This window comes from Bacillus sp. FSL R5-0447, assembly GCF_038606125.1.
GTDB classification, from domain to species: domain Bacteria; phylum Bacillota; class Bacilli; order Bacillales; family Bacillaceae; genus Bacillus; species Bacillus velezensis.
The window spans coordinates 31032-52343 of sequence record NZ_CP152012.1 but is presented as its reverse complement, the minus strand read 5'-3'; the positions used below and the strand labels follow the sequence as shown (position 1 = coordinate 52343).

The window sequence follows — 21312 nt, the reverse complement described above, 5'->3', positions numbered from 1 at the left end:
AAATAGACTAAGCCTCATCATGAAAGAAGTCTTGGCAAATGCACCTCTTTCCGCTGCGGCGCTTGATGTTTCAAGCTTTTCTTGCAGTTGAATGAATAAGGTTCTCCTCTAGCCTATGTAGCGGCAGTCCAAGTGGTGACGCAAAACAAAAAGCCCTCTTAGAAAAGGGCTTTATGCAATCCGTTGGACAAGAGCGCGAATTCTTCTATGGACAGGGATTCACCGCGCCGCTTTCCGTCAATATTCGTTTCTTGAAGAACTTCTTCAATTTGAGCTTTTTTCTCTTTTCCGCCCGGAAGATTGTTCACAAGGTTGTTCAGCAAGGTTTTCCGGCGCTGTGCGAAGCTTGCTTTAATCAGCTGGAAGAAAAACGGTTCATTATCGACGTCAACCGCCGGGCCGTCACGAAGCAAGAGACGGATGACAGCGGAATCGACATTAGGCTGAGGCACAAACACCGTTTTCGGTACGGTCATGACGGTTTTGGCCTCCGTATAGAACTGAACCGCAATGGAAAGCGATCCGTACTCCTTAGAGGAAGGATCAGCGGCCATCCGCTCAGCGACCTCTTTTTGCAGCATCACGACAATTCCTTTTAACGGAAGATGTTCTTCCAAAAGCTTCATGATGATCGGCGTCGTCACATAATATGGGAGATTCGCCGTCACCATAATTTCATCACAATCCTGAAACTGCTCTTCAATGACGGATTTGACGTCTGCTTTCAGCACATCTTGATGGATGATCGTTACATTGTCATATGGAGACAGCGTATCATTGAGAATGGGCAGCAGGCGCTGATCAATTTCAAACGCGACGACCTTTTTCGCCCGTTTGGCAAGCTGCTCTGTCAGCGCGCCGATTCCGGGCCCGATTTCAATGACTCCGGTCCGATCCGTAATTTCCGCATGGTCCACAATTCTGTCCAATATATTTGTATCAATTAAGAAATTCTGTCCCAGACTCTTTTTAAAAGAGAAACCGTACTTTTTCAGAATTTCCTTCGTTCTGATAGGTGTCGCGATATCTTTATTGTTCATCCTGTTCCTCCTGCCTCATAGCATCGAGCGCATCAATAAAATCACTTCTTTTGATTTGAAACATTTGCAGCCGTTTTTGAAGCTGCTTGCCGTTTGTATAGCCGATCTTCAGCAGGTCGCCCAATCGTTCGCGGCGTCTTTTGGCAGCCGGTCCGCCGATCAGACCGGCCTGTATGACATCTTCAGCTGAAATCTCACTCGGCTTTGCCTCCATCTCTTCATGCACATTTTCCAGACATGCTCTGATGCTTTCAATGGATGCGTGCTCAACGCCAATGCCGCGCTTGTTTTTCGGTTTGGCAAGATGTTTGGGCAGAAATGCGTGTTTACAGCCGGGTACTGCTTCAGAAATGGTTTTCCGGATCTTTTCCCCCGGAAAATCCGGGTCCGTCAGCACGATGACCCCTCTCGTTTCCTGCGCCAGCCGAATCTGCCTGATGACTTCGTCTCCGATTGCGGAACCGTTTGTCTCGATTGTATCCGCATCAACGGCAAGTTTTATGCGCGCAGTGTCATCGCGTCCCTCGACTACAATAATTTCTTTAATTTTCATTACTTCCTCCAAAAAAAACTTTTTATATCCAAAACGAAACCTTTGCTTGCATGTCACGTCTAATATACTGAAAATACACTTTACCTATTATAACGAAAAAAACAGAGGGCGCAAAACCCTCTGAGTGAATCGGAATTAATTTAAGATTTTTATTTTGACCTGTTTCTTTCCCCAGCGGTAAGCTGAAGATTTTTCAGGGAAAAAGACATCAATCCGTCTTCCTTTAATGGCTGAGCCTGTATCAGCAGCCACGGCATCCCCGTATCCGTCTACGTGGACTCTTGTGCCGAGCGGGATGACGCTTGGGTCTACCGCAATGACTTTGGCATTCGGATTGCTTGTCAGGTTAACGCCTGTAGCCGTTTGGCCGGAACAGCCGCTGCAGCTTGCGGTATAAGCCGTGGAAGACACGGTGATCACTTTACCGGAAGATCCGTTTTCGTCCGAAGATGCTTTCACAGGTGCACTGAGCTGCTCAATCTTGGGACTGTGCCGCTTTGTGCCGACCGCAATGATCTGATCTTTGCTTTTTTCAGATGTTTCTTCTTTGACAAGCTTTCTTGATACTTCTTTTCCGTTTTCTTTGACAACATGAAAATGCTTTTTAAGTTTGCCTTCTTTTCCTTTTTGAACGATCTTTTCTTTCCCGCTGTCGAGAGACGCATCTTCTTTTTCTTTCACTTGATACGCTATTTTTTCCTCAACTACATCGGTGACTTTTTCGATACGAGTGATTTGTATGCCGGCCTGATTTTTTGTGAGCTTTTCGTGTAATGCCGGTTTTACTTTATCTTCGTCTTTCATGTCCATCTTATGCTGCGTTAAAAAGTCAGCGACCGTAGTCGAAGTCGTCCATATTTTCTTTTTCTTTCCCGCATCATTTACAGTGACCTGAAAAGCCGGGTCGACCGTGACTTTCATGCCGTTTGTCACTTTCGTATCTGCTGCTGGATCTATTTTATCGTGCTGATTCACAGGTGTATGCTGTTCGTTCAGAAATGCGCCGACTGTTTTTGCCGTTGACCATAAAGTCTTTTCTTCTCCGCCTCTTGTCACACGGATCTGCTTTGCAGCTTCATACACGACATTCATGTTGTCTGCCAATGCTGTCTGCTTAGACGGGGTAATCCGGTCTTCATTTCTCGTCTCTATATGTAAATCTTCCAGAAGTTCCCCAACCGTTTTTGCATGAGTGCGTATTTGCTTTTTCTTGCCGTTGATGGAAACAGAAACTGATTGTTTTGAGAGCTCATGTGCCCCGTATGCAGTCCCGGTTCCGCCCAGCAGAATAATAGCTGCAATAAGAATAACCTTGCTTTTACCAAGCTTTACGGAAAACAGTTTTTTCATTTTTTGTGTGATGAAAAACGCCTCCTTCTCCTCGGAGAGATTATATAGAGTATCTAAAATGCTGTCAACCCTCCCATCTCGAAGATGAAAAACCTTCAGCGTATCCCTCATTATGCAAAAACAAAGCAAAAAAAGGAAGAGAGACATATCGACAACCTATCTTATGAGGAGAAGGAAGCTTGTAGAACCGTTTTACATATCCACTGAATCGGACAAGCCTTTACACGTTACGACAGCGCATTCTGTCAGTTCATGCGGAAAAGTCTTTTTGCGTTTTCGGTTGTAATTGAGGCAATTTCTTCATATGTCAGCCCTTTTAATGCAGCGAGCTGTTCAGCAACATATTTTACGTAGCTTGGCTCATTTCGTTTACCGCGGAAAGGATGCGGTGTCAGGAAAGGACAGTCCGTTTCAATCAGCAAACGGTCATTCGGAATTTCCTTTGCTACTTCTTTTGGTTTCTTCGCATTTTTGAAGGTAACCGGTCCGCCGAATGAAATATAAAAATTCATATCCATACACTGCCGCGCAACCTCCGCGCTCCCCGTAAAGCAGTGCATAATACCGCCGACTTCTTCCGCCCCCTCTTCTTTCAAAATCGTGACAACATCTTCCGTTGCATCACGATTATGAATGATAATTGGAAGGTTCACTTCTTTGGCGAGAGCGATTTGTTTCCGGAATACTTCTTTCTGAATGTCTTTTGGTGATTTATCCCAGTGGTAATCAAGGCCCATCTCTCCGATTGCCACAACTTTTTCGTGAGAGGACAGTTCCTTAATCCATGATAAATCTTCCTCTGTCATGTCAATTGCGTCTACCGGATGCCAGCCGATCGCAGCGTATATAAAGTCATATTCCTCAATCAGCTCCATCGCACGCGTGATAGTGGGTTTGTCGAATCCGACAACGACGATCCGTTCAACCTTTTCAGCCTTTGCACGCGCAATGACTTCCTCTAAGTCTGTGTCAAATTGCTCGGCATTTAAGTGCGCATGTGTATCAAAAAGCATCATAAAAACTCCTTTCTTGTTGAAAAACAAAAGGTGTTCGACGGAATGTTACACGTGAAACACCTTTTGCATCTATTTATTTAATTCGAGTGCCTTTCGGTAATGACTGGTCGACAGCTACAACTTTGAGAACGCCGTCTGATTCTCCTGCCAGTATCATTCCTTGAGAAAGCTCGCCTCTCAGTTTTACCGGTTTTAGATTCGTTACACAAATGATCTTCATTCCCACAAGCTGATCCGGTGTGTAATGCTTCGCGATACCTGATACAACTTGGCGCTGTTCAAAGCCCAGATCAATTTGCAATTTCAGCAGCCGATCTGCTTTTTTCACCGGCTCTGCGGACAAGACTTCTGCGACGCGAAGTTCTGTATCCATAAATTGATCAAACGTAATTTCAGGAAGACGCTCTGCTTCTTGCGGCTCTTCCGCCTTTTCTTCTTTAGCAGGAGCAGTTCCTTGCATTTTTTGCTTGATGTAAGCTACTTCCTCTTCAGCTTCAAGACGAGGGAAAAGCGGTTCCCCTTTATTCACTTTCGCGTTCTTCAATTGGCCGAATGTCTGAATACTGTCCCAAGCTTTAAGAGACTGATCCTCAACTCCGAGCTGGGCAAACATTTTTTCAGGCGTTTGTGTCAAGAAAGGCTGGAGCAATACGGCTGAGATACGTAAAGATTCAGCTAAATGATACATGACGGAACGTAATTCTTTTTCTTTTTCCTGATCTTTAGCAAGCACCCACGGAGCAGTTTCATCAATATATTTGTTCGTACGGCTGATTAATTGCCATAGCGTTGATAAAGCGACTGAAAACTCCATGTTTTCCATTGCCTTTTCATAAGCTTTAACCGTTTCACCGGCTACAGAAGAAAGCTCTGAATCAAAATCGGTCACATTTCCTTCATATGAACCAATCTCACCGTCAAAATATTTTTGGATCATTGCAACTGTACGATTCAGAAGGTTTCCTAAGTCGTTCGCCAAGTCATAATTAATCCGTTCTACGAAACCTTCCGGCGTAAAGACACCGTCTGAACCGAACGGTACTTCGCGAAGCAGGTAATAGCGAAGTTCATCCAAGCCGTAGCGTTCAATTAACGTTACCGGATCAACGACATTTCCTTTTGATTTCGACATTTTTCCGTCTTTCATCAATAACCAGCCATGCGCGAATACTTGCTTAGGGAGCGGGAGATCAAGCGCCATCAGCATAATCGGCCAGTAAATGGTATGAAAACGGACAATTTCTTTACCGACAAGATGGACGTCAGCCGGCCAGTACTTTTTGTAAAGCTCATCATTTTCCGTATCGTAACCGAGCGCTGTTATATAGTTGAACAGTGCGTCAATCCATACATACACGACATGCTTCGGATTTCCCGGCACTTTTACGCCCCAGTCGAACGTCGTTCTGGAAACGGCCAAGTCTTCAAGCCCCGGTTTAATGAAGTTGTTAATCATTTCATTTTTGCGTGATTCAGGCTGGATGAAAGAAGGATTTTCCTCATAAAACTTCAGCAGGCGGTCTGCGTATTTGCTCATGCGGAAGAAGTATGATTCCTCTTTGATTAATTCGACCGGGTGGCCGCTGTCCGGGCTTTTTCCGCCGACAACCTCACCCTTCTCATTTCTTTCCACATCCACCAGCTGTGTTTCCGTATAGAATGTTTCATCAGGGATGCTGTACCAGCCCTCATACTCATCCAGGTAAATGTCACCATTATCAAGAAGTTTTTGAAACACTTTCTCGATAATTTCTTTGTGCCGGCTTTCCGTCGTCCGGATGAAATCATCGTGAGAAATGTCGAGCTGCTTCCATAGTTTTTGGATTTCAGCAACTGCACGATCCACATAAGCTTGAGGCGTGATATTCTCTTCCTCCGCTTTCTGCTGGATTTTCTGTCCGTGCTCATCCGTTCCGGTTAAGTAGCGTACGTCAAATCCTTTTAATCTTTTGTAACGCGCCATCGCATCGCCGGCCACGGTAGTATAAGCATGGCCGATATGTAATTTTCCGCTCGGATAATATATCGGGGTTGTAATATAAAAAGTATTATTGTCTTGCGGCATGTTGCAACCTCCCATTCAGAATGTCGAAAAGCTCACGCCCAAAGGACGAGAGCGGTTTTATTTGATATACAATATTGATATTTGTCCTCTATCTATGATACCATCTTAGCCTTTAAGATCAAGGATATATACGTACTGCGCGTAAAAGAGTAAATAAAATTAAAAATTTTTATTGAAATTAAAAAAAGTCTTAACATGTCGAAATTTGTCGTATATAATCTACTAATATAAAACATCTTGGTTCGAAAGTCTTGATTTAAAAGGATTTTCAGTAGGATAATAGGTTCGAAAAAGCAGTCAAAAAGCCTGTTATTTCAGGATTTCCAAGGCTTTACTTACTATAAGAACTAATTCTTACAATCAATAGTAAACAAAAAGATTGACGATTATTGGAAACCTTGTTATGCTAGGAATGTAAGGAATTTTGTCGAATAATGACGAAGAAAAATATAAACTACAAAATAATTATCTCTCGGGAGGAGACTGTTAATGAAATCTACTGGTATCGTACGTAAAGTTGATGAACTTGGACGCGTCGTTATCCCTATCGAACTTCGCCGTACACTGGGCATCGCAGAAAAAGACGCTCTTGAAATTTATGTTGATGATGAAAAAATCATCCTTAAAAAATATAAACCAAACATGACTTGCCAAGTAACTGGTGAAGTTTCTGATGATAACCTTAAACTTGCCGGCGGCAAATTGGTACTCAGCAAAGAAGGCGCTGAGCAAATCATCTCTGAAATTCAAAACCAGCTTCAAAACCAAAAATAAGCTATTTCATACAAAAACCGTTCTTGTTACGATACAAGAACGGTTTTTTTTATGATTGAATGTGATAAGCGTCATAAATCTCGCGTTTCGGAACGCCCCGATCTACCGCTGTTTGTTTTATGGCCTGTTTGGAAGGTGCTCCTTCGTTTATGTAATGCTCCACATGCTCTTTCTCAGAAAGCTCCGTCCACCAAGGCTTTTCCTCTTCATCCGGTTCAGCGCCTTGATTTCCTTCGACAACAAGACAGAACTCACCGCGGATTTGATCTTCATTTGCCCATTCCATCACCTCGGCGATGGTTCCTCTGATGAATTCCTCGTACTTTTTCGTTAATTCTCTCGTGACGGCGATGGTTCGATTACCCAAAACGTCATGCATTGCTGTTAATGTTTCTTTTAATCTGTGCGGCGCTTCGTAAAATATCATCGTTTCCTGCCGTTTTTTCAGGATTTCGAGTTCTTTCTTCTTTTCTTTTTTCTGTCTGTTTAAAAATCCGTAGAAGAAAAACGGCTGCGGGGTGATGCCTGATGCGGTCAGCGCGGTTAATGCCGCATTTGCACCCGGAAGCGGGACGACATATCCGCCGATTTGGGTGAAATCTCTCACAATCTCAGCCCCCGGGTCGGAAATTGTCGGCATGCCGGCATCACTGACCAATGCCACATTCTTTCCGCTTTTCAGCCATTCAATGATTTTATGGCCGCTGCTTTCTTTATTATGTTCATGATAGCTGATGAGAGATGTTTCTATATCATAAACATGGCACAGCTTTTTCGTCTGTCTCGTATCTTCGGCAGCTATGACATCGGCCGATTTCAGCGTCTCTACTGCACGAAAGGTCATGTCCTCCAAATTGCCGATCGGTGTAGGAACAAGGTACAGAGTTCCCATTTCAGATTTTCCGTTAAAACTCATCTGGCGTCTTAACATATACAGCCTCCTTGCTGCGTCGTTTTTCTTCTATATATTGCTCTTTTTTCTTTCGGGTCAGCTGCTTAAAACGGTATTCCGCCTGCATCGCTTCCCGTTTTGTTTCAAATGATTCCGCATGGCATAACGAAACCGGCCGCCGCGCCCTTGTGTACTTCGCGCCCTTTCCCTCATTGTGGGTTTTCAGCCGTTTTTGCAGATCATTTGTATAACCGGCATACAAACTGCTGTCATTGCACAGCAGCACATAAAAGAAATGACTATTTGTCTCCATATAAAATCGTGCGGATCTCTTTCGTATATTCATTTTGTTCATTGTATACGAACAGCGGGGGAAGAATTTTGAGATCAGGGCGGCCGCCTTTAATTCCTTCAACCAAAATGGTATTCGCTTCTTTACCTTGTTTCGGATAAATAAACTGAACCCGTTTCGGTTCTATTCGGTACGCTTTCATTAATTCAAAGATTTCCAAAAGCCTCCCCGGCCGATGAACGAGAGCCGCTTTTCCGCCTTGCTTCAGCAGTTTGCTGCTGACGGAAATCACATCTTCAAGCGTGCAAAGAATTTCGTGCCTTGCGATTCTGAGATGCTCGTTCAGGTTCTGCTCCGCCTCTTTCGGTGTTTTAAAATAAGGCGGATTGCAGGTGACAACATCATATTTATTATGTCCGAGTCTTTCCGGCATATTTTTCAGATCATCATGAATGAGACTGATCTGACCGCCCAGCCCGTTGTATTCCACGCTTCGGAGCGCCATATCATACAAGCGTTCCTGAATTTCAACCCCGGTGATATCGGCTTTTGACCTTGTGCTGAGCAAAAGCGGCACAATGCCGTTCCCCGTGCATAAATCAACGATGTTCCCCTTTTGAATCGGAACGTATGCAAACTTAGACAGCAGCACGGCATCTAATGAAAAAGCGAAAACCGTCGGACTCTGTACTATTTTCATATCCTCTGCTAATAAGTAATCCAATCTTTCATCATCACGTAATGAAACCATAATCTTATTCCTTTCGGCACTCTTTGAAAAAGGCTTCCGACATCAGCGGAAGCCTTTTCCTTATTTTTTATTTAAGAAGGACAGACAAAAAAGGCAATCTCCCTTGCGGACGCTCCCATAATGGACGTTGCAAATATGAAAGCCTTCTTGATACAGCCGGGCCAGATTGTCGTACCCTTCTCCTATATCACTCTGCTCTGCCTTCTGTGTTTTTGTTTCTTTCTGGTCGGCTTTGAATTTCTCAATTTGCTCTGTCGTATCATCAAGCCGTTTACGCAAATGCTTATTTTCAAGCTGAAGATGGTGATTCTCTTCAATCATTTCGCCGATATGCTGCTTTAAGTCACCCAGCTGACGGTACAGCGAACCGATTTGTTCCTCCAGGTTTATGACAGTATCAAATAACTCTTTTTTATCCAAGGTTCCACACCTCGTTAATCTGTGGTTTGTGCGGATACGACGCCCTCTTCCAAGAGCTCTTCCCAAGTATATTCTATCACTTTTTCACGATTCTTCAGTTCCACCTGAAGCACCCGTTCCAGAATATTAAGACCGACAACCTTTGCGGGGCCGTTTGCCGTCGTAATCATTTCGCCTAAATCCGGCAGCTGTTCTTTTGCCGTCTCATACTCATCATTTTCGTACTTCAAACAGCACATCAAACGGCCGCACAGACCGGAAATCTTCGTTGGGTTCAACGATAAATTTTGATCCTTCGCCATTTTGATGGACACCGGTTCAAAATCACCGAGGAACGTGGAGCAGCAAAGCATTCTCCCGCATGGTCCGATACCGCCGAGCATTTTCGCCTCGTCCCTCACCCCGATTTGGCGCAATTCGATTCTCGTTTTAAAGATAGAAGCCAAGTCTTTGACCAATTCCCTGAAATCAACCCGTCCGTCTGCTGTAAAGTAAAAAATGACTTTATTGCGGTCAAATGTAAACTCAACATCAACCAGCTTCATATCTAAGCCGTGGTCAGCCACTTTTTTCTGACAGACTTCAAAAGCGGACAGGGCCTCCTGTTTGTTTTCTTCTACAATGAGAAGATCGCGTTCATCAGCAACGCGTATGACCTTTCGAAGCGGAAGCACAACATCATGCTCGTCCACTTGTTTATTTGCGATGACAACCTGCCCGTATTCGACACCTCTTACGGTTTCAACAATGACGCAGCTGTCTTGTTCTATATCAAATCCGTTCGGATCAAAATAATAAATTTTCCCCGCTTTTTTAAAGCGGACGCCTATTACGTTGTACAAGCTTATCCCTCCTGCAACGTTAACACCAAGTGCTCCATTAATCCCTGCACATTCACATTGGAATGAAGCCGTTTTTTTGCTTCTAAAACAGCGAGAATTTGGTTCGTAACGCTTTGTTGTGTAAATTGCAGCGCATGCTGTTTTATTGATTGGAATAAGTCTTGATAAATCAGTTTATCTTCATTTCCAATTTGGATGGATAATACATCACGGTATATCAATAAGAGCATATCAAGACCCATTTCTTGATGGGTTTTTTCTTTGAAAAAGGGCACCCACTGATCCTGAATGAAGAAAAAGGCATGTCCTTTCCGCTGATGTAAGACTTCATACAATTTTATCACTTTCGCTCTGGACTCTGCAAACTCATCATTTCGACTTAATTCGACTGCTTCCGCAATATTATTTGTCATATTTGCTAAGAGCCGGGCCATGTGAGGGCTCACTTCCTGTTCAATCAGTCTTTCTTCTATGGCTTTCGGCTGAAGCGGCTGGAACGGAAGGACCTGACATCTCGAAACGATGGTATCCAGTATTCGGTGGAGCTGCTCAGTAATAAGAATTGCGATGGTATCTTGACTCGGCTCCTCTAAAAATTTCAGCAGACTGTTTGCTGCATTTGTCGTCATTTGGTCCGCATGGGATATAATGTACAGCTTTTTATGCGATTCCAGTCCTGTTTTAGAAAACTCTTCCTGAAGCGATTGGATCTGAGCCTTTTTAATGGATAATCCGTCGGGCTGAACCACATGGAGGTCGGGATGGTTTCCGGATTCAATACGCTTACAGTTCCGGCACTCCCCGCAAGGCTCAGTCCCGCCTTCAAGACAAAAAAAGCTTTTTGCGAGAAGCAGTGCGGCATCCAATTTGCCCGTTCCTTTTTTGCCTTCAAACAGATATGCGTGAGAAAGCCTTTTCTTTTCAATGCTGTTATGCAAAAGCCGCATCACTCTGGGCTGCTGCCCGGTCATTTCCTTCCATGATATTGCCATTGTATCACTCTCTATGTGTAAAGGTTAATCAATAAACCTTTTATTTCTCCGATTCGATCCAGCAAATCAATTGCCGGTTTTTCCTGATCTAACATTTCTTCTGTCAGCTGAAGCAGTTTTTCATCTATTTCTTTCACAAGCCCCAGAGTCCGGCTGCTTCCGTACAGGTCAAAGCTTTTCTCCGTCTCATGCGATAATCCGCTGTCTACGGCCTCTTTTACAAAACGTTTTACCAATCCTTTGAATTTCGCTAAGTCTTTGAAGTTTCTCGACTTCGTCAGCCTTTTCCCGAACGTTTCTATATCCGTTAAAAACCTGCTCAGCTGATCAAATTTCAGCTTGCTGCTTTGGCTGTCCATTGAACTTTTAAATGTTCCGGAAAGCTCTGCCGCTTTATAAGCAGGCTGCTGCTTTTTCTCAATAAATGTACGTAAGTCAGAATTTATTTTCACGTCGTCAAATCCTTAAAATTGATGAAATTCATCGACCGGGAGGACAAAGACCGTCGCTCCGCCGACTTCCACTTCGACGGGATATGGAACGTAGGAATCCGCATTCCCGCCCATCGGGGATACCGGGGCAATCATCTGATCACGTTTACAGCCATTCTCTTTAATGAGGCTGAGCGCTTTATCGACACGGATATCTTCCACCCCGATCATAAACGTCGTATTGCCTGATTTAAGGAATCCGCCTGTTGTCGCAAGCTTCGTCACCCTGAAGTTGTGGTCGGTTAATACTTTCAAAAGCCTGTTGCTGTCCTGATCCTGCACCACTGCCACTATTAGTTTCATTCTCTAGGCCCCCTTTAGGTTGGAAAGAACATTATCGTTACATTCATTATAGCAACTTATGAGAAACAGGTCACAACTGAATTTTTTTCAATGCTTCATTTATCACTTGAAGTGCGTCCTGAATGACGAGTTCCTTCTTTTTCGATGCGTCGATTGTATGGAATCTTTCCGGAAAACGCTGCATGACCTTTTGGTATCCTTCCCGTACTTTCGTATGAAAGTGCAGGGCCTCAAGATCGAGACGATTCTTCTCTCTTGAATCATTCGACGTAATCCGTTTCAACCCTTCTTCCGGCTCAATAGAAAAATAGATGGTAACATCAGGCATCGTATCGCCGATTGCAAACTGGTTGATAGAAAGAACTTCATCAATCCCGAGCCCTCTCGCATAGCCTTGATACGCCAGAGAACTGTCAATGAAACGATCACACAGCACAATGCGGCCTTCTTTCAATGCAGGCTGCACCTTTTCGACTAAATGCTGTCTTCTCGCCGCAGCGTAAAGCAGCGCCTCCGTTTTTGCATCCATCAGTGTATTGTTTTTATTTAAGATCACTTCTCTGATCTGTTCCGCAATGTCGATGCCGCCCGGTTCTCTTGTCGCTGTCACCGGGAGCCCCTCTGCCGACAGAATCTCTTTCATTTCCTGAAGCACAGTCGTTTTTCCTGCACCTTCAGGACCTTCAAATGTTATAAATAAACCGCTCATGATTTCTCCTCTTCTATATAGACAAGTAATTGTTCCCCGTTTAACAAGCCTTGAATATGCGCGTCCATGCCGATTAAACGGGAAAGCTTTTGTACGATCTCTTCTGTTATCCGTTCTCCGTCCATGATCAGCGGAATTCCCGGGGGATAAGGAATAATGTTCCCCGCATGCAAGCGCCCGGCCGCCTTATTTATATCCGTAAGCTCTTTTGGAAACTTCCGCATCTCATTTTGCGGATATTCAAGAGTCGAAATGGACGGAAAGGTCCAATTCACGGTATCCGGCAATTTATCGGGCGGTGTATTCTCCAGTTTCTGCTGTATGTTTCTTACGGTTGCCTGTTCTATCATCCGCCGGCCGCCTATCGGCAGTACGAGCAATACTTGGTACTCGTCAGCCAGCTCGGCAACAATGCCTTCACTCTCCAAAATCCGTTGTAATGAATAGCCGGAATGTCCGAGCTTTGACCGAAGACTTAATTTTAACGGGTCCGCCCGCAGCCCATATCCAGAAGGCTCGATTATTTCAATAGAAGAAATTGATGCGAACCTTCGTTTGATTTTCTCAATGCGCTCCATATGAACGGGAAGTGTCCCTTTTTCAGCAATATCCTGCACATAAGCGCGCGCCGTATCTAAAGATGCCATAATCGGGTATGACGGGCTGCTGCTTTGCAAACTGCTTACATAATAAGTTAATCGATCTCTGTCAATTCTGGTGCTGTTCAAATGAAAGTAAGACCCCATCGTCATAGCCGGAAGCGTTTTGTGAGCCGATTGAACAACGGCGTCTGCCCCCATAGCCAATGATGAAGGCGGGAAAGGCCGGCCTAACACAAAGTGAGCCCCATGTGCCTCATCCACCAGTACAGGAACGCCGTATGAATGGGCTTTGTTAACTGCCGCGGTCAAATCGGCGGCGTGTCCGTAGTAAGTCGGATTGGTCAGAACAAGTCCTTTCGCGTTCGGATATGACGCCAGCGCTTTTTCGATGACTGAAAGGGATACATGTGCCGGCACATGCATGTTTTCATCGATTTCCGGCGCCAAATAAACCGGCTTGGCTCCGGCCAATGCCACCGCATGGAAAACAGACTTGTGACAATTACGCTGGATCAGAATGGGTTCACCCGGTTCACACACAGCTAAAATCATCGCCAGATTGCCGGCGGTCGTTCCATTGACGAGAAAGAAACTTTCCTGAGAGCCGTAAAATCTGCTCACCAAATCCTGCGCTTCCTTAATGACCCCCGTCGGGTGATGCAAGTCATCAAGACCCGTGATCTCAGTCATATCAATAGATAAAAGAGATTGATATACAGATTTGGCTTCATCAAAAAAGACATCTCCATTGTGATGTCCCGGAACATGAAAAGAATACGTATTTCGGTGCGCATGCTTCATCAGCGCTGTATATAAAGGTGTGTCCATTTTTAAACAAATCCTTTGCCTGTCTTTCTTATTATATCGTGCCTGCGAGCCAACTTAAAGCTAAGACTTTTTGCCATCTAGCCGTTATCCCGGCCGGACCTCATATCAAGCAGCTTCTTTTTTAAATCGCCTTCCATGATAACAAGCTCCTCCTCGGCACGCCTGCGTTTCATCCTGCCTTCTTCTTGAATAGACATGATTTCTTCAAGTGTGCTGACTAAGCTTTCCTGCACTTTTTTGAGGGTTTCTGCCTCAACAAGTCCGCGCTCATTGGCTTTCGCTGTCTCGACTGTACTTGTTTTCAGAAGTTCAGCGTTTTTCAGCAGCAATTGATTTGTCGTATCTGCCGCCTTCTGCTGCACATCTGCCGCACTCCGCTGCCTCATAAGCGTCAGCGCGATGGCGACTTGATTCTTCCATAAAGGAATAGCCGTAACAATGGAGGACTGAATTTTCTCTGCCAGTGCCTGATTCGTGTTTTGAATCAGGCGGATTTGCGGCGCACTCTGAAGCGTAATCTGCCTGCTCAACAGCAGATCATGCACCCTCTTATCCAGACGGTCGGCAAACTGGCGAAGATCATTCACTTCCTGCGCGGCCATTTGATTGTGTTCTTGTAATTCGGCTTTTCTTGCCGCTTCGGGTATCAGCTTTGTTTTCAGCTCATCTAATTTTAATTCCCCCGCTGCTATATACATAGTTAAATCAGTAAAGTACTGTTTATTTTGGGCGTACAGCTGATCTAACAATTTATTGTCACTCAACAGCACATTTTTAGAATGTTCCAGCCTTCTGCTGATACGGTCAATCTGCACACTTTTCTTTTGATATTTCGAAAGCACTTCCTGTACAGAACCGGACACCCTTTTAAACAGCCTGGCGAAAAACCCTTTGTTCTTCATCTGCAGATCATCAGGGTTGACCTGGTCAAGCTTCAGCATCAAATCAGCCAGTATCTGTCCCATCTCTCCTGCATCTTTTCTTTGAACGTGCTCTATCATCGTGTGGGAAAATTCCAGAAGATTCGCCTGCGCCTGTGAACCAAACAGTACAATGCTTTGCATGTTCTCAGGGTCCAGTTTTTCAGCGAGCTGAAGTGCCGCTTCTCTTTTTTCTTCCGGCAGCGTATCTGCAAGCTTTAGAGGGGTCTGGTCATTTTGGGCGCCCATGCTGTCGTCGGAACGGTCTTTGGCCATTTCCTTCTTCCTTTCTTATTTTCTCAGTGAATGCTTTGCCACATCTAATTCAAAGTGCAGGTCGTCGATGTCCTCCTTCATCAGTTCATGAAGATCCTCTTCCAGCCTTCTGGAAAGATCTGCCAGAGTCATCCTCGTCTCACTCAAAGACATTGATAAATCTTTATTTTTTCGCGGCTGTGATGAGAGCAGAGCATACTTTTCCGTCAGTTCCACAACAGAATCAAGCGTTTGATAATAGAACCGCTCTGCCTGATAAAAACGCTTCGGCTCTTGCTTTGTGAGCAGATATATTCGCCGGGTTATCCGCAGTATCTCTGCATTCTGCTTCAGCATTTGTATACTTTTAGAGCGAAAAAGCGCCCTGCGTAATCGGATGATTTTACCCTTTGCTTCCTCAAGATTTTCCTTGATATAAGCATATTCTTTTCTTGTCAGCCGGTGTTTTTTTAAAAAGAGACGCTTCGCATTCCACAGACCGGCCGCACTGGCTGCGGCTCCGCCGGCTGCCCCGTATAAAAGCGAATACAGAAAAGGCTGATGCCCTATCGTAAAGAAGGTTATCCCCGCTAATACAAAAACTGTGCCGCCGCAAAGCGTCCATTTCATATATTGAATAAACGGTTTCATACTTGATCGACTCCTATTTATTCACTTTTATCAGTATTATCTATTACATTCCATGTCTAAACAAGTTCCTCTTCTTATCGTATCAGTTCTTTTATAAAAAGTGTAAAAACTCCTCTGATTTCAGGCAAAAAAAAGACCCTTTTCAGGGTTAAGAATATAACGTCGGTGTATGAAGGCTTTTCAGTTTACGAACGAAAAATTCATAATTTGGATCAGAGGTCGGAGTGGAAACTACTTTCTTCTCACACTCTAAACATATAAATTTCGTATAAATATGGATTCCCCTGCTTTTTTTGGTTTCACACACAATACATGTTTCTTCATGGCTGGACATTTCATTCATTTTGCCCACCTCCGTATGAATAGCCTTCCCTTAAGCTGTTGATTGTATACACAATTTGGACCTTTTTGAAGTTTGCAATTAGTATATGGGCGTTTCCGTATTTCGGTGTTTGTTTTGTTTTTATTCAAAAACAAAACAGGCAGCTCATCATGAGCTGCCTTTACCGTAATGATAGCTTGGCGGCGTCCTACTCTCACAGGGGGAAACCCCCGACTACCATCGGCGCTGAAGAGCTTAACTTCCGTGTTCGGCATGGGAACGGGTGTGACCTCTTCGCTATCGCCACCAAACCATTGAGAGTGTTCTCTCAAAACTAGATAACAGTAAGCATACATTCAAATTGGTTAAGTCCTCGATCGATTAGTATCTGTCAGCTCCATGTGTCGCCACACTTCCACCTCAGACCTATCAACCTGATCATCTTTCAGGGATCTTACTTCCTTGCGGAATGGGAAATCTCATCTTGAGGGGGGCTTCATGCTTAGATGCTTTCAGCACTTATCCCGTCCGCACATAGCTACCCAGCGATGCCCTTGGCAGAACAACTGGTACACCAGCGGTGCGTCCATCCCGGTCCTCTCGTACTAAGGACAGCTCCTCTCAAATTTCCTGCGCCCGCGACGGATAGGGACCGAACTGTCTCACGACGTTCTGAACCCAGCTCGCGTACCGCTTTAATGGGCGAACAGCCCAACCCTTGGGACCGACTACAGCCCCAGGATGCGATGAGCCGACATCGAGGTGCCAAACCTCCCCGTCGATGTGGACTCTTGGGGGAGATAAGCCTGTTATCCCCGGGGTAGCTTTTATCCGTTGAGCGATGGCCCTTCCATGCGGAACCACCGGATCACTAAGCCCGACTTTCGTCCCTGCTCGACTTGTAGGTCTCGCAGTCAAGCTCCCTTGTGCCTTTACACTCTGCGAATGATTTCCAACCATTCTGAGGGAACCTTTGGGCGCCTCCGTTACCTTTTAGGAGGCGACCGCCCCAGTCAAACTGCCCACCTGACACTGTCTCCCCGCCCGATAAGGGCGGCGGGTTAGAAGGTCAATACAGCCAGGGTAGTATCCCACCGATGCCTCCACCGAAGCTGGCGCTCCGGTTTCCAAGGCTCCTACCTATCCTGTACAAGCTGTACCAACATTCAATATCAGGCTGCAGTAAAGCTCCACGGGGTCTTTCCGTCCTGTCGCGGGTAACCTGCATCTTCACAGGTACTATAATTTCACCGAGTCTCTCGTTGAGACAGTGCCCAGATCGTTGCGCCTTTCGTGCGGGTCGGAACTTACCCGACAAGGAATTTCGCTACCTTAGGACCGTTATAGTTACGGCCGCCGTTTACTGGGGCTTCAATTCGCACCTTCGCTTACGCTAAGCGCTCCTCTTAACCTTCCAGCACCGGGCAGGCGTCAGCCCCTATACTTCGCCTTACGGCTTCGCAGAGACCTGTGTTTTTGCTAAACAGTCGCCTGGGCCTATTCACTGCGGCTCTCTCGGGCTTGCACCCTAACAGAGCACCCCTTCTCCCGAAGTTACGGGGTCATTTTGCCGAGTTCCTTAACGAGAGTTCTCTCGATCACCTTAGGATTCTCTCCTCGCCTACCTGTGTCGGTTTGCGGTACGGGCACCTCTCACCTCGCTAGAGGCTTTTCTTGGCAGTGTGGAATCAGGAACTTCGCTACTATAATTCGCTCGCCATCACAGCTCAGCCTTCACGGGAAACGGATTTGCCTATTTCCCAGCCTAACTGCTTGGACGCGGATATCCAATACCGCGCTTACCCTATCCTCCTGCGTCCCCCCATTGCTCAAATGGTGAGGAGGTGGTACAGGAATATCAACCTGTTATCCATCGCCTACGCCTTTCGGCCTCGGCTTAGGTCCCGACTAACCCTGAGCGGACGAGCCTTCCTCAGGAAACCTTAGGCATTCGGTGGAGGGGATTCTCACCCCTCTTTCGCTACTCATACCGGCATTCTCACTTCTAAGCGCTCCACAAGTCCTTCCGGTCTTGCTTCACAGCCCTTAGAACGCTCTCCTACCACTGTTCGAAGAACAGTCCGCAGCTTCGGTGATACGTTTAGCCCCGGTACATTTTCGGCGCAGAGTCACTCGACCAGTGAGCTATTACGCACTCTTTAAATGGTGGCTGCTTCTAAGCCAACATCCTGGTTGTCTAAGCAACTCCACATCCTTTTCCACTTAACGTATACTTTGGGACCTTAGCTGGCGGTCTGGGCTGTTTCCCTTTCGACTACGGATCTTATCACTCGCAGTCTGACTCCCAAGGATAAGTCATCGGCATTCGGAGTTTGACTGAATTCGGTAACCCGGTAGGGGCCCCTAGTCCAATCAGTGCTCTACCTCCGAGACTCTTACCTTGAGGCTAGCCCTAAAGCTATTTCGGAGAGAACCAGCTATCTCCAGGTTCGATTGGCATTTCACCCCTACCCACACCTCATCCCCGCACTTTTCAACGTGCGTGGGTTCGGGCCTCCATTCAGTGTTACCTGAACTTCACCCTGGACATGGGTAGATCACCTGGTTTCGGGTCTACGACCACGTACTCAATTCGCCCTATTCAGACTCGCTTTCGCTGCGGCTCCGCATCTTCTGCTTAACCTTGCACGGGATCGTAACTCGCCGGTTCATTCTACAAAAGGCACGCCATCACCCGTTAACGGGCTCTGACTACTTGTAGGCACACGGTTTCAGGATCTCTTTCACTCCCCTTCCGGGGTGCTTTTCACCTTTCCCTCACGGTACTGGTTCACTATCGGTCACTAGGGAGTATTTAGCCTTGGGAGATGGTCCTCCCGGATTCCGACGGAATTTCACGTGTTCCGCCGTACTCAGGATCCACTCAGGAGAGAACGAAGTTTTGACTACAGGGCTGTTACCTCCTATGGCGGGCCTTTCCAGACCTCTTCATCTACCTCGTTCCTTTGTAACTCCGTACAGAGTGTCCTACAACCCCAAGAGGCAAGCCTCTTGGTTTGGGCTGGTCCCGTTTCGCTCGCCGCTACTCAGGGAATCGCATTTGCTTTCTCTTCCTCCGGGTACTTAGATGTTTCAGTTCCCCGGGTCTGCCTTCTCATATCCTATGTATTCAGATATGGATACCACTCCATTACGAGTGGTGGGTTTCCCCATTCGGAAATCTCCGGATCAAAGCTTGCTTACAGCTCCCCGAAGCATATCGGTGTTCGTCCCGTCCTTCATCGGCTCCTAGTGCCAAGGCATCCACCGTGCGCCCTTTCTAACTTAACCGTTAAAAAGAATCACTACGTGATATCTTGCATTACTAATTGAATGTGAATTACTTCTGTTATCTAGTTTTCAAAGAACACGTTGGTGGAGCCTAGCGGGATCGAACCGCTGACCTCCTGCGTGCAAAGCAGGCGCTCTCCCAGCTGAGCTAAGGCCCCGTATTGGGTAAAGATGGTGGGCCTGAGTGGACTCGAACCACCGACCTCACGCTTATCAGGCGTGCGCTCTAACCAGCTGAGCTACAGGCCCATCTACCATATGAAAGAATCAAAGTTCCTTCAAAACTAAACAAGACAGGGAACGTTCTGTTTATAAGACCCAAGGTCTTATATTCCGTTAAAATCCTTAGAAAGGAGGTGATCCAGCCGCACCTTCCGATACGGCTACCTTGTTACGACTTCACCCCAATCATCTGTCCCACCTTCGGCGGCTGGCTCCATAAAGGTTACCTCACCGACTTCGGGTGTTACAAACTCTCGTGGTGTGACGGGCGGTGTGTACAAGGCCCGGGAACGTATTCACCGCGGCATGCTGATCCGCGATTACTAGCGATTCCAGCTTCACGCAGTCGAGTTGCAGACTGCGATCCGAACTGAGAACAGATTTGTGGGATTGGCTTAACCTCGCGGTTTCGCTGCCCTTTGTTCTGTCCATTGTAGCACGTGTGTAGCCCAGGTCATAAGGGGCATGATGATTTGACGTCATCCCCACCTTCCTCCGGTTTGTCACCGGCAGTCACCTTAGAGTGCCCAACTGAATGCTGGCAACTAAGATCAAGGGTTGCGCTCGTTGCGGGACTTAACCCAACATCTCACGACACGAGCTGACGACAACCATGCACCACCTGTCACTCTGCCCCCGAAGGGGACGTCCTATCTCTAGGATTGTCAGAGGATGTCAAGACCTGGTAAGGTTCTTCGCGTTGCTTCGAATTAAACCACATGCTCCACCGCTTGTGCGGGCCCCCGTCAATTCCTTTGAGTTTCAGTCTTGCGACCGTACTCCCCAGGCGGAGTGCTTAATGCGTTAGCTGCAGCACTAAGGGGCGGAAACCCCCTAACACTTAGCACTCATCGTTTACGGCGTGGACTACCAGGGTATCTAATCCTGTTCGCTCCCCACGCTTTCGCTCCTCAGCGTCAGTTACAGACCAGAGAGTCGCCTTCGCCACTGGTGTTCCTCCACATCTCTACGCATTTCACCGCTACACGTGGAATTCCACTCTCCTCTTCTGCACTCAAGTTCCCCAGTTTCCAATGACCCTCCCCGGTTGAGCCGGGGGCTTTCACATCAGACTTAAGAAACCGCCTGCGAGCCCTTTACGCCCAATAATTCCGGACAACGCTTGCCACCTACGTATTACCGCGGCTGCTGGCACGTAGTTAGCCGTGGCTTTCTGGTTAGGTACCGTCAAGGTGCCGCCCTATTTGAACGGCACTTGTTCTTCCCTAACAACAGAGCTTTACGATCCGAAAACCTTCATCACTCACGCGGCGTTGCTCCGTCAGACTTTCGTCCATTGCGGAAGATTCCCTACTGCTGCCTCCCGTAGGAGTCTGGGCCGTGTCTCAGTCCCAGTGTGGCCGATCACCCTCTCAGGTCGGCTACGCATCGTCGCCTTGGTGAGCCGTTACCTCACCAACTAGCTAATGCGCCGCGGGTCCATCTGTAAGTGGTAGCCGAAGCCACCTTTTATGTCTGAACCATGCGGTTCAAACAACCATCCGGTATTAGCCCCGGTTTCCCGGAGTTATCCCAGTCTTACAGGCAGGTTACCCACGTGTTACTCACCCGTCCGCCGCTAACATCAGGGAGCAAGCTCCCATCTGTCCGCTCGACTTGCATGTATTAGGCACGCCGCCAGCGTTCGTCCTGAGCCAGGATCAAACTCTCCGATAAAGTAGTTTGACTGACTACGCACATCGCTGTGCGATTTATTTAAAACTTTGAATT

At 46.4% G+C, this 21312-nt stretch carries 19 protein-coding genes, 2 tRNA genes and 3 rRNA genes; 1 reads left to right on the top strand and 23 read right to left on the bottom strand.

The window, feature by feature from the left end:
* Nucleotides 1-158: 158 nt before the first annotated feature.
* From rsmA to metG, 5 genes are all read right to left on the bottom strand, one after another.
* The gene (gene rsmA / locus NYE68_RS00275; protein ID WP_004264694.1) at nt 159-1040 is read right to left on the bottom strand and encodes a 16S rRNA (adenine(1518)-N(6)/adenine(1519)-N(6))-dimethyltransferase RsmA; all 882 of its coding nucleotides are present in this window, start codon (nt 1038-1040) and stop codon (nt 159-161) included.
* A complete protein-coding gene (gene rnmV / locus NYE68_RS00270) occupies nt 1030-1593 on the bottom strand; it encodes a ribonuclease M5 (RefSeq protein ID WP_004264696.1) in 564 nt (187 codons plus the stop codon). Before rnmV ends, rsmA begins: the two co-directional genes overlap by 11 nt.
* A gap of 135 nt (nt 1594-1728) precedes the next feature.
* Nucleotides 1729-3054, bottom strand: coding sequence for a ubiquitin-like domain-containing protein (locus NYE68_RS00265; protein WP_324636177.1), 1326 nt, complete (start codon nt 3052-3054; stop codon nt 1729-1731).
* Between the two features lie 134 nt (nt 3055-3188).
* Nucleotides 3189-3956, bottom strand: coding sequence for a TatD family hydrolase (locus NYE68_RS00260; protein ID WP_053573817.1), 768 nt, complete (start codon nt 3954-3956; stop codon nt 3189-3191).
* A 76-nt stretch (nt 3957-4032) separates the two neighbouring features.
* Nucleotides 4033-6024, bottom strand: coding sequence for a methionine--tRNA ligase (metG, locus tag NYE68_RS00255; RefSeq protein ID WP_020955208.1), 1992 nt, complete (start codon nt 6022-6024; stop codon nt 4033-4035).
* Nucleotides 6025-6507: 483 nt separating this feature from the next.
* Between metG and abrB the strand changes: the two genes are divergently transcribed.
* Entirely contained in the window at nt 6508-6798 is a 291-nt protein-coding gene (abrB, locus tag NYE68_RS00250) for a transition state genes transcriptional regulator AbrB (protein WP_169510469.1), read from the top strand.
* A gap of 49 nt (nt 6799-6847) precedes the next feature.
* Here the strand turns inward: abrB and rsmI are convergent, their stop codons facing one another.
* From rsmI to NYE68_RS00160, 18 genes are all read right to left on the bottom strand, one after another.
* Entirely contained in the window at nt 6848-7729 is an 882-nt protein-coding gene (gene rsmI, locus NYE68_RS00245; protein WP_060675320.1) for a 16S rRNA (cytidine(1402)-2'-O)-methyltransferase, read from the bottom strand.
* Nucleotides 7704-8003, bottom strand: a complete 300-nt coding sequence (locus tag NYE68_RS00240; RefSeq protein WP_060675321.1) for a GIY-YIG nuclease family protein — start codon at nt 8001-8003, stop codon at nt 7704-7706. Before NYE68_RS00240 ends, rsmI begins: the two co-directional genes overlap by 26 nt.
* Complete coding sequence (locus NYE68_RS00235) at nt 7990-8733, bottom strand: tRNA1(Val) (adenine(37)-N6)-methyltransferase (RefSeq protein ID WP_004264717.1); 744 nt, start codon at nt 8731-8733, stop codon at nt 7990-7992. The genes NYE68_RS00240 and NYE68_RS00235 overlap by 14 nt, the downstream gene beginning before the upstream one ends.
* 60 nt (nt 8734-8793) lie before the next feature.
* Nucleotides 8794-9153, bottom strand: a complete 360-nt coding sequence (yabA, locus tag NYE68_RS00230) for a replication initiation-control protein YabA (protein ID WP_004264720.1) — start codon at nt 9151-9153, stop codon at nt 8794-8796.
* Nucleotides 9154-9167: 14 nt separating this feature from the next.
* A complete protein-coding gene (ricT, locus tag NYE68_RS00225) occupies nt 9168-9995 on the bottom strand; it encodes a competence/sporulation regulator complex protein RicT (protein ID WP_004264723.1) in 828 nt (275 codons plus the stop codon).
* 2 nt (nt 9996-9997) lie between these two features.
* A complete protein-coding gene (gene holB, locus NYE68_RS00220) occupies nt 9998-10987 on the bottom strand; it encodes a DNA polymerase III subunit delta' (protein WP_031379324.1) in 990 nt (329 codons plus the stop codon).
* An 11-nt stretch (nt 10988-10998) separates the two neighbouring features.
* Nucleotides 10999-11439: a DUF327 family protein gene (locus tag NYE68_RS00215; protein WP_004264730.1), complete on the bottom strand. Its 441-nt coding sequence runs from the start codon at nt 11437-11439 to the stop codon at nt 10999-11001.
* 12 nt (nt 11440-11451) lie between these two features.
* Entirely contained in the window at nt 11452-11781 is a 330-nt protein-coding gene (gene darA, locus NYE68_RS00210; RefSeq protein ID WP_004264734.1) for a cyclic di-AMP receptor DarA, read from the bottom strand.
* Between the two features lie 70 nt (nt 11782-11851).
* Nucleotides 11852-12490, bottom strand: coding sequence for a dTMP kinase (gene tmk, locus NYE68_RS00205; RefSeq protein WP_007409918.1), 639 nt, complete (start codon nt 12488-12490; stop codon nt 11852-11854).
* Nucleotides 12487-13920, bottom strand: coding sequence for an aminotransferase class I/II-fold pyridoxal phosphate-dependent enzyme (locus NYE68_RS00200; RefSeq protein ID WP_324636178.1), 1434 nt, complete (start codon nt 13918-13920; stop codon nt 12487-12489). Before NYE68_RS00200 ends, tmk begins: the two co-directional genes overlap by 4 nt.
* A gap of 77 nt (nt 13921-13997) precedes the next feature.
* Nucleotides 13998-15116, bottom strand: a complete 1119-nt coding sequence (locus NYE68_RS00195) for a toxic anion resistance protein (RefSeq protein ID WP_324636179.1) — start codon at nt 15114-15116, stop codon at nt 13998-14000.
* Between the two features lie 15 nt (nt 15117-15131).
* Nucleotides 15132-15746: a 5-bromo-4-chloroindolyl phosphate hydrolysis family protein gene (locus tag NYE68_RS00190; protein WP_040238642.1), complete on the bottom strand. Its 615-nt coding sequence runs from the start codon at nt 15744-15746 to the stop codon at nt 15132-15134.
* Nucleotides 15747-15894: 148 nt separating this feature from the next.
* Entirely contained in the window at nt 15895-16089 is a 195-nt protein-coding gene (locus NYE68_RS00185; RefSeq protein WP_324636180.1) for a sigma factor G inhibitor Gin, read from the bottom strand.
* Between the two features lie 174 nt (nt 16090-16263).
* Nucleotides 16264-16379 (bottom strand): 5S ribosomal RNA (rrf, locus tag NYE68_RS00180).
* 50 nt (nt 16380-16429) lie between these two features.
* Nucleotides 16430-19359: ribosomal RNA gene (locus tag NYE68_RS00175) — 23S ribosomal RNA — on the bottom strand.
* An 82-nt stretch (nt 19360-19441) separates the two neighbouring features.
* Nucleotides 19442-19517 (bottom strand) — tRNA-Ala (locus NYE68_RS00170).
* A gap of 14 nt (nt 19518-19531) precedes the next feature.
* Nucleotides 19532-19608: transfer RNA gene (locus NYE68_RS00165), tRNA-Ile, on the bottom strand.
* Between the two features lie 100 nt (nt 19609-19708).
* A 16S ribosomal RNA gene (locus NYE68_RS00160) occupies nt 19709-21258 on the bottom strand.
* The 16S, 23S and 5S rRNA genes sit together here with 2 tRNA genes alongside, the layout of an rRNA operon.
* Nucleotides 21259-21312: the final 54 nt, after the last annotated feature.